This window comes from Legionella qingyii (genome assembly GCF_003990155.1).
Taxonomy (GTDB): domain Bacteria; phylum Pseudomonadota; class Gammaproteobacteria; order Legionellales; family Legionellaceae; genus Legionella; species Legionella qingyii.
The window spans coordinates 1-13,963 of record NZ_RZGX01000001.1; the positions used below are offsets into that span (position 1 = coordinate 1).

Sequence of the window (13,963 nt, forward strand, 5' to 3'; positions counted from 1 at the left end):
TTTCATAGGAAGATGAAGCTGATTCAAAGACGTGCTTATGGATTTAGAAATTTTGAAAATTATAGGTTAAGGGTTAAAGTTTTGTGTTCTTGATTAGTGCCCCCTGATTTGGGGAAGAGCCAAAAATCCGCCAAAATCTTTCAGATTGGCAGCATTCGGAAATGCCTATTCAATACCGCGATACGAAGCAGAAGCTTATACGTGAGATAGAAAAACGCGTTAATGAATTGGAAGTGCCGATATCAGATAAAAGTAGTGATCATATTCATCAGTCGCTTTTAGATGTGCATAAAAATACTAACAAAGCCCAATTGCTCAGTAAAGCTGTAATTATGACTTATAATCAAACTAAAGATGAAAAGATTGATCCTAAAGCAGTACTAAACACAGCTACAGATTCCATTAGAATAGCATGGAATTTGGCTACTGGATTTGCTTTTGATGACTCCAAGTCGTTGAAAGAAAAAGCAATAGGCTTTGCAAAGGCATGCATTCAAGGAACTATGGGCATGTGTCAAGGAGCATTAAAGGGATATGAAGAAGGCAAAGGTTTTTTTGACACGGTCACCAAAATGGTAGCAGGAAGCTTTGACCAAGGTATGAAGGGATATAACCGATCACTTGCCACGAGTAGTTTGGATGATAGGAATAGAGCTGAGCAAATTATATCGGATATTAGAGCAGAACATGCAAAAGTTCGGAATGATCCCGATCAGAGTTCTATAACAGAAGCGCGAAAAATGATCAACGAGGAAGAAGAAAACTATATAAAAGAACTGGAGGGAAAATTAACACCCACCATCTCTAAAGAAGAACTTTCAAAAACAGTACGTTCCTTAGAATTACTACAATTGAGTAATGCTGCTACTTCCTTACAAAGCACCGGTTTATCATTCATGCATCGCGCACTTCTTGGAGAACAAAAAAATGTTTCCTCTCAAGTTTTAGAACAATTAGGAAAAGATACTTTAAATGTCACCAAAAATTTGAATCAACTACTTGATGATGACAAACAAAATCTACCATCAAAATTATGGACCATGACCAAAGCTTATGCTGATGCGGCACAAGAAGGTATAAAATCATTCTTTCAAGGCTTCAAAGGGGGTGATTTAAAAGAAAAAACGGTCAATGCTTTGGTCAGTGGCTTTTCCAGTTTTATGAGTAAATTTTCTGAAGCTCTTGAGAATAGTAATGCCAAAAAAGAATCACTTGAGAAAAGTAATACAGAAACGAAATCGTTCCCATTGGAGGATGATGAAAATATAGCGTTGACTACCCTGTCTCCGACCAATGGAAGTCAGCTCCAAAAGATACCAGAATTTTCAAGTGACCCAAAACCTTCATCGGGTGAAAATGGTGTAAAAGAAGATAATCTAAGTCCGAGTACCCCTCATAACTAGAACCATCCTATGACTTAGGGAGTTACTGAGCGCATGATGGGATTTTGTAATGAGATCAATGTCTCTGTTGATTGTATTTCCTCAATAAGCTGAATTTTATTGACTAATAGTTGCTGTAATGTGTCTATTGATTGACACATTACTTTAATAAAGATATTAAAATGATGGCCAATAGTATAATAAGCTTCAATCACTTCTTCTAAGTTTTCCAGTTTTTTTAAGACTGCCTGATAATCTTTTGCATGATTCAGCGTAATTCCAATGAAACAACAGACATCATATCCTAATCGTTTCGGGTTAATATGCACATGCACCCCTTCAATAATCCCTGCCTGGCGCATCTTTTCTACACGTACATGAATCGTAGCAGGACTTACAGCATACGTTTTAGCTAATTCTGCATAAGCGGTACGTGCATTTTTTATTAAAGAATTAAGTATTTTTTTGTCAAGATCATCGATTTGATAATTTTCAAGGTCTTTCATTGATTTTATTTAAATATAATCTAATAAGAATTATATTTTACTGAATATAATTTATCTTATCTATTTTTATTTTAAATTTGTGATAAAAATATTCAAAAAAAGAAATATAATGTCAACTTAAATTATTTTTGAGGTAAAATTATGAAGCAGGCATTCATTGAAAAACAAAAGCAAATAAGTTCTGTCAAGGCTTTTTTTTCGCGCGAATTGGAACAAAAATTAAGTCTTATTGAGGTGCAAGGGCCATTATTGACTAGTGTAGGGGATGGCGTACAAGATAACTTGTCAGGTACCGAACAAGCGGTCTCGGTTAAGGTTAAAGCCATACCAGAACGTACTTTTGAGATTGTTCATTCTTTAGCGAAATGGAAAAGAAAGTTACTCGCAGAATTTGCTTTTCAAGCAGAAGAAGGTATTTATACTCATATGAGTGCTTTAAGACCTGATGAGGAAGTTTTAAGTGCCACTCATTCAGTTTTTGTAGATCAATGGGATTGGGAGCGGGTCATCGATGATAAAGATCGCTCTTTAAGCTATTTGAAAAAAACAGTTATTGAACTTTATGACGCAATAAAGAAAACGGAAAAAATGGTTAGTGATCTATATAGTTTAAAACCATTTCTACCAGAGTATATTCATTTTATTTATTCTGAAGAATTACTTGCCCTATATCCTCATCTATCGCCAAAAGACCGAGAGCGGGCTATTACCAAAAAATATGGAGCCGTTTTTTTAATTGGAATTGGTGGCGCACTATCCGATGGAAAACCTCATGATTTGCGCGCCCCTGATTATGACGATTGGAGCACCGTCAATGAAGTGGGATTAACCGGGCTAAATGGTGATATTTTGGTTTGGAACCCGGTACTTTCTGATGTTTTTGAAATTTCTTCGATGGGTATTCGAGTAAATGAAGCCATATTAAAATACCAACTGGCATTGACAGGTTGCCAGCATCGTTTGAATTTTGATTGGCACCAGAAATTAATATCCGGATTTTTACCGCAAACGATTGGGGGCGGAATTGGCCAGTCTCGTTTAGCAATGCTTTTGTTACAGAAAAAACATATTGGGCAAGTTCAATGTGGTGTTTGGCCCGAAGCTACAGAAATTTGATAACAATGAAGAGCAATCACCATAATCCAAGGTACTACGGTACACTTGGATTACGATATAAGTCTTATCAGGGAAACACAATTTATTTCGCAAAATATACTTATTTGTGATGTTGGCGTTCGTTTAATCAACTATAATTTTTAATCATAAAGCTCGCATTTTAATGGATAAGCAAATGCAAAAAGAATGGATTTCATTTTCATTCGGCAGTGTTGGCAGGATTATATTCATACTTCTTAATCTTGCTCAGACATCATTTGCACAAGAACCCTCAACGAGCAGTCAACCATCCATTAAGATCGGAAGTAGTACGGCCTTAGAGGGACCAGCACAAACTCTGGGACAACGTATGACCCTGGGTGAACAGATATATTTTGATAAAATAAACGCTTCCGGGGGTATCAATGGTAAAAAAGTAACATTGATTGTACATAATGATTCATATGAACCTTCGCTTACTGCGCCTAACATGCGCAAATTAATTACGCAGGAGCAGGTACTTGCTGTCATAGGTAATGTAGGATCTCCTACTGCTGCAGTTTCAGTCCCAATTGCCCAAGAATTGAAGACATTGCTCTACGGTTGCTATGCTGGGGCACAAGTACTCCATAAAAAGCCACCTGATCGATACATTTTTAATTTTCGTGCAAGCTATGCAGAGGAAACGGCTGCTATGGTAAAAGGTTTGTTGAGGGCGGGAGTTAAACCTGATGAGATAGCCTTTTTTACCCAAAATGATTTATTTGGAGACTCTGGGTATATGGGGGCTATAGCCGCATTAAAAAAAGCAGGTTATCAAGATCCAGAAAAATTAGCTCATGGTCGATTCACCAGAAATACATTAAATGTTGAAGAAGGGCTGTCAGAAATTCTGGATGCAAAAAAATTACCAAAAGCAATCATTATCGTTGCTCCTTATCAGCCCGCTGCTCAATTCATTAAGTTGGCAACTAAAGAGTTGCCTAATACCTTGTTTCTCAATGTTTCTTTTGTAGGAAGTGAAACCTTAGCAAAGGAACTTGAGTCAGTAGGAGAAAATCATGTGATAGTGACTCAGGTTGTTCCGAGTTATGATTCGGAGCTCCCCGCTGTTAAGGAGTATCGGGAAAGTCTAAAAAAATATGCAAAGGATGCCCAGCCTGGCTACGTTTCATTAGAAGGTTATCTCGCGACGAAGTTATTTACTCTGGGATTACAACGGGCTGCAGACGCGAAAAAATTGACCCGAGAAGGGATTGTTCAGGTCATGGAAAACATGCACGATGTGGATATCGGTATCGGCATTCCTATCAGTTATGATAAAAACAATCACCAGGCACTGCATATGGTTTGGCCTACTATATTAAGAAATGGGAAATTTACCTCTTTTGATTGGACTGAATTGAGTCCATTAGTCAAGGATAAATGGAAGGATCATTAATGTACAGGAAACTAAAATTATCATTGGTAAATGTGTTTCTGTTATTTTTTATTCTTACTATCATTTTTACGCTGATTCTTAGCTCGGCGGCGCTTTATTTTAACCATCAACTAATCCAAAATCAGAATCTCTTATTAACTGTTTTTTCAATCGAAAACGCGCGATTTAAAATGAGTAATGCACGAGCTTTATTTTTAGTGAGGCAACAAAGCATTTTAACAGCTCGAGAAGAAGATGAATTATCCAAATTGGAGTCTCGTGTACCTATAGAGTCGCGTTTTATTGAAGGCCAGGAAAAATTAGCCTCTGTTACCAGTGAAGTTCCCCCTGTCTCGCAAGCACTTCAAAAACTTAAAGTGACCTATCAGGACTTTTTAAAAATTGATGACAGATTATTGAGATTGACCCAAGCTTTTTTGAAAACGAAAAAAGAATTGGCCGATCAAAAACAGCTCATTGATAAAGAAGTTAAAACAATTCACAACCAGTCAGAAAATATCAGTGGTGTTTTAACTTATCAATATAAAAAAAACATACGCCAACTACGTGGTTATCTCCATGAGGGGAAACTTACGCAAAGCGACCAGCTTAAAACAACTTTAGATGATCTGATTTTTAATAATATTTCTGATGCATTCCGCGTTGATGAAAAAATTAATACTGAGCTGGCATTTCTCATGGGATTAATCGAGCAACTCGCGGAAGAAGAGAATTCAGATGAATTGAATAATTTAGAGAAGAATCAACTTCTACCGCTCATACCGTTAACACACTCTAAATTGCAACAACTAAACAATTTATTACAGGATAACCCACAACTGCATCAATCTGCACTGGATTTGAGTCGTCAATTTGATTTGGTTGCTAACCAATTAACTAAAGGCTCAGGAAGTATCATTTCTCTACGTAAAGAACTCAATAATCTCAAATTGCAATTACAAAAAAATCATATCGAGGTACAAAACAATCTAGTGAGTCTCTCGAAACAATTTGACAACTTGGATGCAATAACAAGAAAACTAAAGGGGCAATCATTACTGACTTTTCAACAACTTATTTCAACCAATCGTATGATTATGATCAGTTTGCCTATTGGGATACTGTCGTTAACTATCATTGTAGCGTACATTTTTTTACATGCTATTTCCAAATCATTGAATGCATTAACTATGGCAATGCAAAGGATTACCAAAAATAAGGTCAGCTTAAAACATCGTTTAGAGATGACTCCCTACAATGATTTGAACGAGGTCGTGACAAGTTTTAATACCATGTCTCAAAGTCTGCACTATACACAAGAGCATTTACACGAATTGGTTGAATCAAGAACCATGGAGCTGAAAAATGTAAATCAAAATCTGGAAAAGCTGGTGGTTCAATTAAACGAAGCCAAGAAAGATTCTGAAGTGGCAAATAAAGCCAAATCTGAATTTATTGCTAATACCAGCCACGAATTACGTACCCCACTTAATGCCATCATAGGGTACTGCGAATTATTGGAAGAAGAAATGGAAGATGCCGGCCATGAGAGTTATCTGGATGATCTCAAAAAAATAGAGTCTTCAGCAAAACATTTGTTGTCTCTTATCAACGATATATTGGATTTATCGAAGATGGAAGCGGGCAAGATGGATATTTTTCTGGAAGATGTCAATGTCCCCAATATGATTAAGGATCTGGAGGCTATAATTGTTCCCTTGGTAAATAAGAATATGAATTCATTCAAATACGAGATCGACCCCCAAGTGAGTATCATGCACACAGATCTCGTAAAAGTAAGGCAATGCCTGTTAAATTTAATCAGCAATGCGGCTAAATTTACTAAAGAAGGTACGATTATTTTATCTGTGAAGCCGATAATGAGTAACGATAAATCGTACATACAATTTGCAGTGAGTGATACAGGGATCGGCCTAACACGTGAGCAATTAGGTACATTGTTCAAAGCGTTTTCTCAGGCGGAGTCGTCAACAACACGTCGATTCGGTGGTACTGGATTGGGTCTTTATTTGACCAAAAGCTTTTCTAAAATACTGGGAGGAGATGTCACTATTGAGAGTGAATATGGTAAAGGTTCCACGTTCACCATCATGTTACCAATGATTAGCACCGTGGGTGTTGAGAAAATATCTCCGGAAAAACTACCACAACTGAATGCCAAAGAAAAAGCAGCAGTTAAAACAGTTCTCGTGGTTGATGATGATCCTGAAATTCATAAAATAATGGAGAAAAGCCTGAATGAATCAGGTATCCGAGTATTGCACGCGTTCCATGGGGAAGAATGCCTTTCTTTGGCAAGAAAATACCAACCTGACTTGATTACTCTTGATGTTATTATGCCCATGATGGATGGATGGGCCACTTTGTCGGCATTAAAAGCTGATGCCAATCTTGTGAATATTCCCGTGATTTTAGTTTCGATGCTGCTGGAAAAAGACCTGGGTTTTGCTTTAGGTGCTGTTGATTATCTCAATAAACCGATTGAGCCTAGGGCACTAATGGATAAAATTGAGCACATATTACCTAAGGATGCACTCAAGTCTGTATTAATTGTGGATGATGAAGCGGATTCACGGCAGATCATGGGAAGAGCCATCAAAAAATCCAAGTGGAACGTGCTGGAAGCTAAAAATGGCCGTGATGCGTTAGCTGTTTTAGCGGAGCAAACCCCTTCTCTTATCCTCCTGGATTTATTAATGCCAGAGATGGATGGTTTTGATGTTATACGCGAATTACAAAAGCATGAGAAGTGGGCTCAAATTCCCGTAATTATTGTAACTGCAAAAGAATTGACTCAGGAAGAACGCGATTTTCTAATGAATTCGAGCAAAGTTGTTTTACAAAAAAATTCTTATAATCGCCAACAACTTATTGCAACGATAACGGATCAGATTGGACAAATAATTAAAAATCGTTAGGAGATACTGCTATGGCGGTAAAAATCTTGATTGTGGAAGATAATGAATTGAATCTTGATATGTTATCAAGACGTTTGCAACGTAAAGGATATGGAGTGAGCTGCGCAGTGGATGGAGAAAAAGGAGTTATCATGGCAAGAGATGAACATCCTGATCTTATTTTAATGGACTTAAGCCTGCCTGTTTTAGATGGCTATGAAGCGACGCGACAACTCAAATCAGATCCAAATACCCAATCCATCCCTATTATTGCTTTAACAGCACATGCGATGGTGGGCGATCGGGAAAAAGCGGTAGCAGCAGGTTGCGATGAATACGAAGTGAAGCCTATTGAGCTTCCCCGCCTTCTTGAGAAGATCGAACGGTTAGTAAAAAAAGCTGCAGAGTAAAAGAGTATTTCACTCGATAAGGGAACAGAATTAATGAATCTCAATAAAAAAGCAAAGCCGAATCGTAACGTAACTCTAACACGTGAACGAGAAGCTTTATTTGCCAGCTTACGGAGTGAGTTTTCCACACCTCTTGATGTAATTGTTGGCTATGCTGAGATTTTACTTGATGAGCTTGCATTCTATCACCTTGACAGGTACGAGGATGATCTTGAAAAGATTTTACAATCAGGAAAACTCTTGCAACGCCGTGTCGATGAAGTTTTAAGCTTTGGCTCGATTGAGAGAAAACCAAAAGCGTTTAATTTGAAAACATTTAGTAGTGATTTGCAATTTAATTTACTTACACCACTCAATTCAGTGATTGGCTATTGTGAGTTGCTTTTGGATGAAGAATTCTCAATGGAGCAAGAACAGTTTATTTATGATATTGAAAAGATTCTTTTGGCTGCAAAATTGTTTATTGGATACATTGACGAAATCAATAAATTGGCCCAAGTGCAATGGAAGGGCTCTGATTTATTAGCGCAATTTAAAAAGTCGAACCTGGTAATTCGTGATGTGATTATCTCCATTCCTCCGCTTGACAAGAAAATTATATTTCAACCTAAAGCGTACAGAGGTTCTATTCTCGTTGTTGAAGATAATGAAATGGCAAGAGATTTAGTAATACGTCGACTCAAGCATTATGGGTTTAATGCAACACCTTGCGGAGATGCTTCCAAAGTGCTTGACGAAATAGACAGAGGCAATTTCGATTTAATACTTTTATCAATTATCACATCAGGGATAAGTGGTTTTGACGTTTTAAAAAGAATTAGGGGCCACAGCCTTTATTATTACCTTCCTGTGATTGTCATTTCTCCGCTCAAAGAAATTGATGCAGTTGTACGTTGTCTCGAAATGGGGGCTGATGATTATCTTCTTAAACCATTTAATCCTGTTATTTTTAAAGCACGCATCGAATCTTCCATAGAGAAAAAAATGCTGAGGGATAAAGAAAAACTCTATCTTGCCCAATTAAAAGAAGCAAAGAAAAAATCGGATGATCTATTGTTGAGTATTGTGCCAAGTGCTATTGCAGAACGTTTGAAACAGGGCGAACAAACAATTGTTGAGCGATTTTCTTCTGTCACAGCCATATTTATCGATATTGTCAATTTTTCGAAATTAGCAGACAAACTGACTCCAAGTGAGTTAATTGAGATGTTGAATATCATATTTTCGGCTATGGATGAACTTACAGATCAATTCGGTCTTGAAAAAATTAAAACGATAGGTGATTGCTATATGGCGGTGGCTGGTGCACCAATCAAAAATCGATCTCACGCTGAATGTGTTGCTGACTTTGCATGTAGTGTCCTTGAAAAGATAAAGATGGTGAATGAACAGTTTCTTTTTCCCATTCATCTTCGCATAGGGATTCATACTGGAGCTGTAGTGGGTGGTGTCATAGGAAAGAAAAAATTTGCTTATGATCTGTGGGGAAAAACGATCAATATCGCGAGCCGTATGGAGTCTCACGGTGAGCCGGATCGAATTCATGTGAGTGAAGAAACTTATCAACTGCTGAAAGCTCTTTTTGTATTTGAAAAAAGAGGGACTATTTTGGTTAAAGGAATAGGCAACATGCCAACCTATTTTTTAGTAAAGCGACTGGTTAAGTCCTGAATCCGTTATTTTTATAATTTCATGTAATTATAAATTAAAGTACTAAAATTAATTTATGCATATAAAATACTACTAATTATATGGACATAAATTACAAGCTCGCAAGAAGTTCAATTATTTTAAAAGAGTATGTGAACAAGTATGCTTATATAGGATTAAGCATTGCGATTTGTAGTATATTAATCGCTTCACTGGTTGTGTCTTATCAAATAACCGGTTTTGTCAATCTGAATGGCTTTATTAAAGCACAAACAACAAATCCCGCTATTTGGATTCTCGATCTAACCCCTTTTCTCTTTGCTTATTGGGGACAATCATTTTTTCATGGATTGGTGAATACTGCAGAATCACTGGTTGCAGATAAAACCGAGGCACTTCGATACAAAAGTAGCGATCTCGAATCAAAACTAAAATATAAAAGTGAGCATGATTATTTTACACAGCTGCCCAATGCTTTTCTGTTTAGCGAACAAATCAAACAAGCCATTAATAAAATTGAGGAATCGAATGAATTGGCGGTCATTATATTAAAGTTAAATGATTTTAAAGTCATTCACGACAATTTCGGTAATTTTAATGCCAACAGTGTTTTAATTCAGTTTGTTAAAAAATTAAAAGATATGTTAGTTAATCCTTTTATGTTACAGGCTACCATGGGAATAAATACTATTGCTCGCGTTGAAAGCGATGAATTTGCTTTATTATTACCAAGATTGAATGAACAAATTAATTACAATACCTTGTTGGAGGCCATTATTGATGCAACTAATCTTGATCTTATAGTAGATGGAATTCATGTAAATATCGGTACCACTGCTGGGGCTGTGATTTATCCTCGTGATGGAGAGGATGATGTTTCATTAATAAGTCATGCACGAACGGCAGTCTTTCATGCAAGGAAGAACAAAATACCTTTTGCTATTTATAATTCAAACATGGAAGAGGACTTTACTACCAATCGAATTGTGATGAATGCATTAAAGAAATCCATAGAAAATCAGGAGATGAAGCTCTATTATCAACCTTGTGTGGAGCTGAAAACCGGTAGAATTATTGGGGCTGAGGTCATGGTTCGTTTTGTACATGAACAGTATGGATTAATCAGTCTGGAAAAATTTATGCCGCTTATCGAGAGATCAAGTTTAACCCAGCAATTAACATCGTTCATGTTAATAAATGTTACAAAACAATTAGCGCTTTGGCACCAGGCTGGACATAAGATTTTTGCATCAGTCAATTTATCGGTTCAGGATGCAATTGATAAAAAATTACCTGAATTTGTAGAGAAATTACTTAATGAACATAAAATTGCCCCCGAGTATTTAACATTGGAATTCAATGAGCGCGCTTGTTTATCGGATCAGGAAAAATCAATAGAGGTGTTAAATCAATTGAGCCGTTTAGGTGTAAAGATATCAATACATGATTTTTGCAGTGGCTATTCTTCTTTTCTGTATTTGGAAAATCTCCCAATCAATGAAATAAAAATTGAGAAATCTCTTATTTTGAACATGACTAAAGACAAGAAGAAATCGAAAATGGTTGAAGCTATTGTTAAATTGGCACAAACCTTGGATTTAGAGGTTTTGGCTGATGGAGTAAAAAATAAGGAAATTAAAGATCAACTCAAACAATATGGTTGTAAATATGGACAAGGAACGTATTTCTCAAACCAACTAAGTCCTTATGAATTTATGGCTTTGTTGGATTCAGGTATAAGATGATAAGCGATTTGAACAGGACTTGCGAAAAACTCTAAGGTTGAGGCAAAAAATGTTTTTACTGAGGGAGTTAAGATATACTAAATGACCGAATTAAAAACATTTTTTAACGAAGAGATTGGAGTTTTTCGTAAGTTCTGTTGAAATGAAAGAGGAGGCTCTTTTACTCCTCCTCTAAGAGTTTTCATTCATTTAATTTAGTCGTAAATCCTGGCTTCTGGGGCTCATTTGTTGACGTTGTACTGGGTTCAGTACTTGGAGTATTAAAAATTCCAACTTTCCCTATGGCATTGCTTAAAGTATGAACGTCTTCATTAATACTGAGTTGAGCAAGTGCACTTGTTTCTGGTATTGGAACCGATACCTCTGCCTTGCTATTATTGTCATCTGAGGGTGGGTAAGTTTTAGATAGTGTTTCTTTGATTCCTGATTTGGTTTGCAAAATGACACCGGTCATTTCTATTTTATCTGCGAACTTTATCGCACTTTCTACATATTCGACATTGCCCGACTCTAAAATTAGCTGAACTTCTTTTCCAGCGAAAAATTTATTTAACGTCCCATCAAATAAAAAGGGCGCTAAATCATCCTTTTTGTGAGTGCATAGATTTAAATCGCCTCTATAGGTTACTTTATCAAAATCCCCACTATTCTTAATGGTTGTTAATAATTCAATGAGTTTCTTTTTTACATCGTTATTATCGTATTGTTCAGGAAGATCTCCTTCTAGTTTTTTTAAATCTCCTTGTTTTAAGCCGTCCTTTTTAATTAACGTAAAACCATTAAACGTGGATTGGAATTTCTCATGATAACTTGAAATCACGAGTTCTTTGTTTGGTGTGATTGCGTAAGAGATATAAATTTTTGGGGACATAATCATAACCTTCCGTATTGAATTAAATAAGGCTCACTATAATTATTTATAATATAGACTATTTGTTCTATTATGGTGCTAAAATTAGTCTGGCTGAGTCGGAATCCAGGGATGCTGCAATTGGCTGAGGTCATAGCTCGTTTTGTACATGCCCTAAGATTTCTCATTCATTTATTTTAGTGGTAAATCCTGCTCTCGGGGTCTCATTTGTCGACGTTGTACTGGGTTCAGTACTTGGAGTATTAAAAATTCCCACTTTACTCAAGGCATCACTTAAAGCGAGAGGGTCATTAATATTCACAGTAGATTGAGCAAGTTCACCAGTCTCTGGTGCTGGAACAGGTGTCTCAGACGAACTCTTATTGGCATTTGATGGTGGGTAAGTTTTAGATAGTACATCTTGGGATCCTGATTTGGTTTGCAAAATGACACCAGTCATTTCAATGTTATCCGCGAACTTTATAGCACCTTCTACATATTCGGTATTCGCTGACTCTAAAATTAACTGAACTTCTTTTCCAGCGAAAAATTTATTTAACGTCCCATCAAATAAAAAAGGTGCTAAATCATCCTTTTTGTGAGTGCATAAATTTAAATCGCCTCTATAAGTTACTTTATCAAAATCCCCACTATTCTTAATGGTTGTTAATAATTCAATCAGCTTCTTTTTTACATCGTCATTGTCGTATTGTTCAGGAAGCTCCCCCTCTAGTTTTTTTAAGTCTCCTGGTTTTAAACCATCTTTTTTAATTAAAGCAAAACCATTAATCATGGATTGGACTTTTTCATGATAACTTGAGATCACGAGTTCTTTGTTTGGGGTGATTGCGTAAGAGATATAAATTTTGGGGGACATAATCATAACCTCTCATATTTAATAAAATAAGGCTCAATGTAATTATTTATAATATAGACTATTTGTTCCATTAAAGTACGGAAATCAGTCTGGAGGAGTTGGAATCTTGGGGTGCTGGAATTGATTTCTTATAATATGCAATAAAAAAATCTTTAGCCTGCGATGGTGCTTCAAACCCCTTAGAATTACTACATTTAAGACCCACTCCGATACTTGCATTTTGTATGCTGTATTTGCTTTCGTTTAAAATTAATTCTGCGTAATCTAATGATTCTAAAACATGCTTATATTCAGCCTGGGCTTCTTCAAATTTGAAATTATTGAGTAACCACAAACAATAATGAGATAGCGCATCGGCCAAAACCATATAACCATAACTGCCATAATACGGAAGCATAAGTTTGCTATTGGCGATAAGTTCTTGGTAAAGGCTATAGGAATCTTCAGCACTAGCTTGTTGTAATTTATAGTAAATGTATTCGTTATAACGTTGAATCGCATGAACGGAACCGTGTCGAATTGCAATTTTGATTGATTCCATTTCAGAAAATCCAAAATCAGTTTTTATGTTTTTTCTTATTTCTTGCGAGAGATGAAAAAAATAAGCTCCTCGTACTAAATCAAATTGATTTAATTGTGGTTGTGAAAAAAACATTATTAAAGGTAGATTTTTTTGCTGGGCTAAAGCGACACCATAGGCACACCATATTTTCCCCCAATATTCTTTCAATTCTGAATGATTACAAAATATTTCAATGGATGGGTCGTGATAAGCAATTCGAGCAATTGTTTCAATTTTCAGGTTTTTAATTAGTTCAAGTTTTTTTTTATGATTTGCTTGATTAAATATATAGATAAATATCCTATCTTGTATTGTTAATTTTAACGACGTATTCAATGTCTTAAAATCAAAAAAACCATGCATATTTATTACCTTATTATCTACTTGCTAAGTTTTAGGGAATCGAAAATGCGTTCATCTCATGTCCCGTTTCCTCTATTGGACTCAATGGAGATAATATCATTTAAACTACATGGATCAAAACGGCGTTTTAATATGGCCATCTTATGACGCCATAAACACATTTTGGTATGAGATACGATGATGGG

General features: G+C 36.1%; 12 protein-coding genes. 8 read left to right on the forward strand and 4 right to left on the reverse strand.

All coding sequences use genetic code 11. From position 1 onward, the window contains the following. Together ELY20_RS00005 and ELY20_RS00010 are read left to right on the forward strand one after the other, a co-directional pair. The coding region (locus tag ELY20_RS00005; protein WP_148112446.1) for a transposase at positions 1-93 on the forward strand (93 nt) is incomplete at its 5' end. Positions 94-161: 68 nt separating this feature from the next. Beyond that, positions 162-1,403, forward strand: a complete 1,242-nt coding sequence (locus tag ELY20_RS00010; RefSeq protein ID WP_110143298.1) for a hypothetical protein — start codon at positions 162-164, stop codon at positions 1,401-1,403. A 14-nt stretch (positions 1,404-1,417) separates the two neighbouring features. Here the strand turns inward: ELY20_RS00010 and asnC are convergent, their stop codons facing one another. Continuing rightward, a complete protein-coding gene (gene asnC / locus ELY20_RS00015; RefSeq protein ID WP_110143297.1) occupies positions 1,418-1,888 on the reverse strand; it encodes a transcriptional regulator AsnC in 471 nt (156 codons plus the stop codon). Positions 1,889-2,029: 141 nt separating this feature from the next. Here asnC and asnA point away from each other — a divergent pair, with 141 nt between their 5' ends. The 6 genes from asnA (at position 2,030) to ELY20_RS00045 (ending at position 11,126) form a co-directional block, all read left to right on the forward strand. Further along, positions 2,030-3,004 carry an aspartate--ammonia ligase gene (gene asnA, locus ELY20_RS00020; RefSeq protein WP_110143296.1) on the forward strand — a complete coding sequence of 325 codons (975 nt, stop codon included), beginning with the start codon at positions 2,030-2,032 and terminating at the stop codon, positions 3,002-3,004. 175 nt (positions 3,005-3,179) lie between these two features. Beyond that, positions 3,180-4,424 carry an ABC transporter substrate-binding protein gene (locus ELY20_RS00025; RefSeq protein WP_110143295.1) on the forward strand — a complete coding sequence of 415 codons (1,245 nt, stop codon included), beginning with the start codon at positions 3,180-3,182 and terminating at the stop codon, positions 4,422-4,424. Then, positions 4,424-7,342 (forward strand): response regulator, encoded by a 2,919-nt coding sequence (locus ELY20_RS00030; protein ID WP_158618849.1) that lies wholly within the window; start codon positions 4,424-4,426, stop codon positions 7,340-7,342. The genes ELY20_RS00025 and ELY20_RS00030 overlap by 1 nt, the downstream gene beginning before the upstream one ends. Before the next feature lie 11 nt (positions 7,343-7,353). Continuing rightward, positions 7,354-7,731: a response regulator gene (locus ELY20_RS00035; RefSeq protein WP_110143293.1), complete on the forward strand. Its 378-nt coding sequence runs from the start codon at positions 7,354-7,356 to the stop codon at positions 7,729-7,731. Positions 7,732-7,764: 33 nt separating this feature from the next. Then, positions 7,765-9,402: an adenylate/guanylate cyclase domain-containing protein gene (locus tag ELY20_RS00040; protein WP_110143292.1), complete on the forward strand. Its 1,638-nt coding sequence runs from the start codon at positions 7,765-7,767 to the stop codon at positions 9,400-9,402. 80 nt (positions 9,403-9,482) lie between these two features. Next, the gene (locus ELY20_RS00045; RefSeq protein WP_110143291.1) at positions 9,483-11,126 is read left to right on the forward strand and encodes a putative bifunctional diguanylate cyclase/phosphodiesterase; all 1,644 of its coding nucleotides are present in this window, start codon (positions 9,483-9,485) and stop codon (positions 11,124-11,126) included. A 181-nt stretch (positions 11,127-11,307) separates the two neighbouring features. On the opposite strand, the gene ELY20_RS00050 is transcribed toward ELY20_RS00045, so the two are convergent. The 3 genes from ELY20_RS00050 to ELY20_RS00060 all read right to left on the reverse strand — a co-directional run bounded on the left by ELY20_RS00050 (position 11,308) and on the right by ELY20_RS00060 (position 13,778). Further along, the gene (locus ELY20_RS00050; RefSeq protein WP_110143290.1) at positions 11,308-11,997 is read right to left on the reverse strand and encodes a hypothetical protein; all 690 of its coding nucleotides are present in this window, start codon (positions 11,995-11,997) and stop codon (positions 11,308-11,310) included. Between the two features lie 163 nt (positions 11,998-12,160). Next, the gene (locus ELY20_RS00055; protein ID WP_110143306.1) at positions 12,161-12,853 is read right to left on the reverse strand and encodes a hypothetical protein; all 693 of its coding nucleotides are present in this window, start codon (positions 12,851-12,853) and stop codon (positions 12,161-12,163) included. 70 nt (positions 12,854-12,923) lie between these two features. Beyond that, positions 12,924-13,778, reverse strand: coding sequence for a DUF5630 domain-containing protein (locus ELY20_RS00060; protein WP_110143289.1), 855 nt, complete (start codon positions 13,776-13,778; stop codon positions 12,924-12,926). Positions 13,779-13,963 lie beyond the last annotated feature (185 nt).

What these genes read in the sequence shown, in the direction of transcription:
- ELY20_RS00010 (WP_110143298.1), top strand. Translation starts at nt 162, where the DNA reads ATGCCTATTCAATACCGCGATACGAAGCAGAAGCTTATACGTGAGATA.
- asnC (WP_110143297.1), bottom strand. Translation starts at nt 1,888, where the DNA reads ATGAAAGACCTTGAAAATTATCAAATCGATGATCTTGACAAAAAAATA.
- asnA (WP_110143296.1), top strand. Translation starts at nt 2,030, where the DNA reads ATGAAGCAGGCATTCATTGAAAAACAAAAGCAAATAAGTTCTGTCAAG.
- ELY20_RS00025 (WP_110143295.1), top strand. Translation starts at nt 3,180, where the DNA reads ATGCAAAAAGAATGGATTTCATTTTCATTCGGCAGTGTTGGCAGGATT.
- ELY20_RS00030 (WP_158618849.1), top strand. Translation starts at nt 4,424, where the DNA reads ATGTACAGGAAACTAAAATTATCATTGGTAAATGTGTTTCTGTTATTT.
- ELY20_RS00035 (WP_110143293.1), top strand. Translation starts at nt 7,354, where the DNA reads ATGGCGGTAAAAATCTTGATTGTGGAAGATAATGAATTGAATCTTGAT.
- ELY20_RS00040 (WP_110143292.1), top strand. Translation starts at nt 7,765, where the DNA reads ATGAATCTCAATAAAAAAGCAAAGCCGAATCGTAACGTAACTCTAACA.
- ELY20_RS00045 (WP_110143291.1), top strand. Translation starts at nt 9,483, where the DNA reads ATGGACATAAATTACAAGCTCGCAAGAAGTTCAATTATTTTAAAAGAG.
- ELY20_RS00050 (WP_110143290.1), bottom strand. Translation starts at nt 11,997, where the DNA reads ATGTCCCCAAAAATTTATATCTCTTACGCAATCACACCAAACAAAGAA.
- ELY20_RS00055 (WP_110143306.1), bottom strand. Translation starts at nt 12,853, where the DNA reads ATGTCCCCCAAAATTTATATCTCTTACGCAATCACCCCAAACAAAGAA.
- ELY20_RS00060 (WP_110143289.1), bottom strand. Translation starts at nt 13,778, where the DNA reads ATGCATGGTTTTTTTGATTTTAAGACATTGAATACGTCGTTAAAATTA.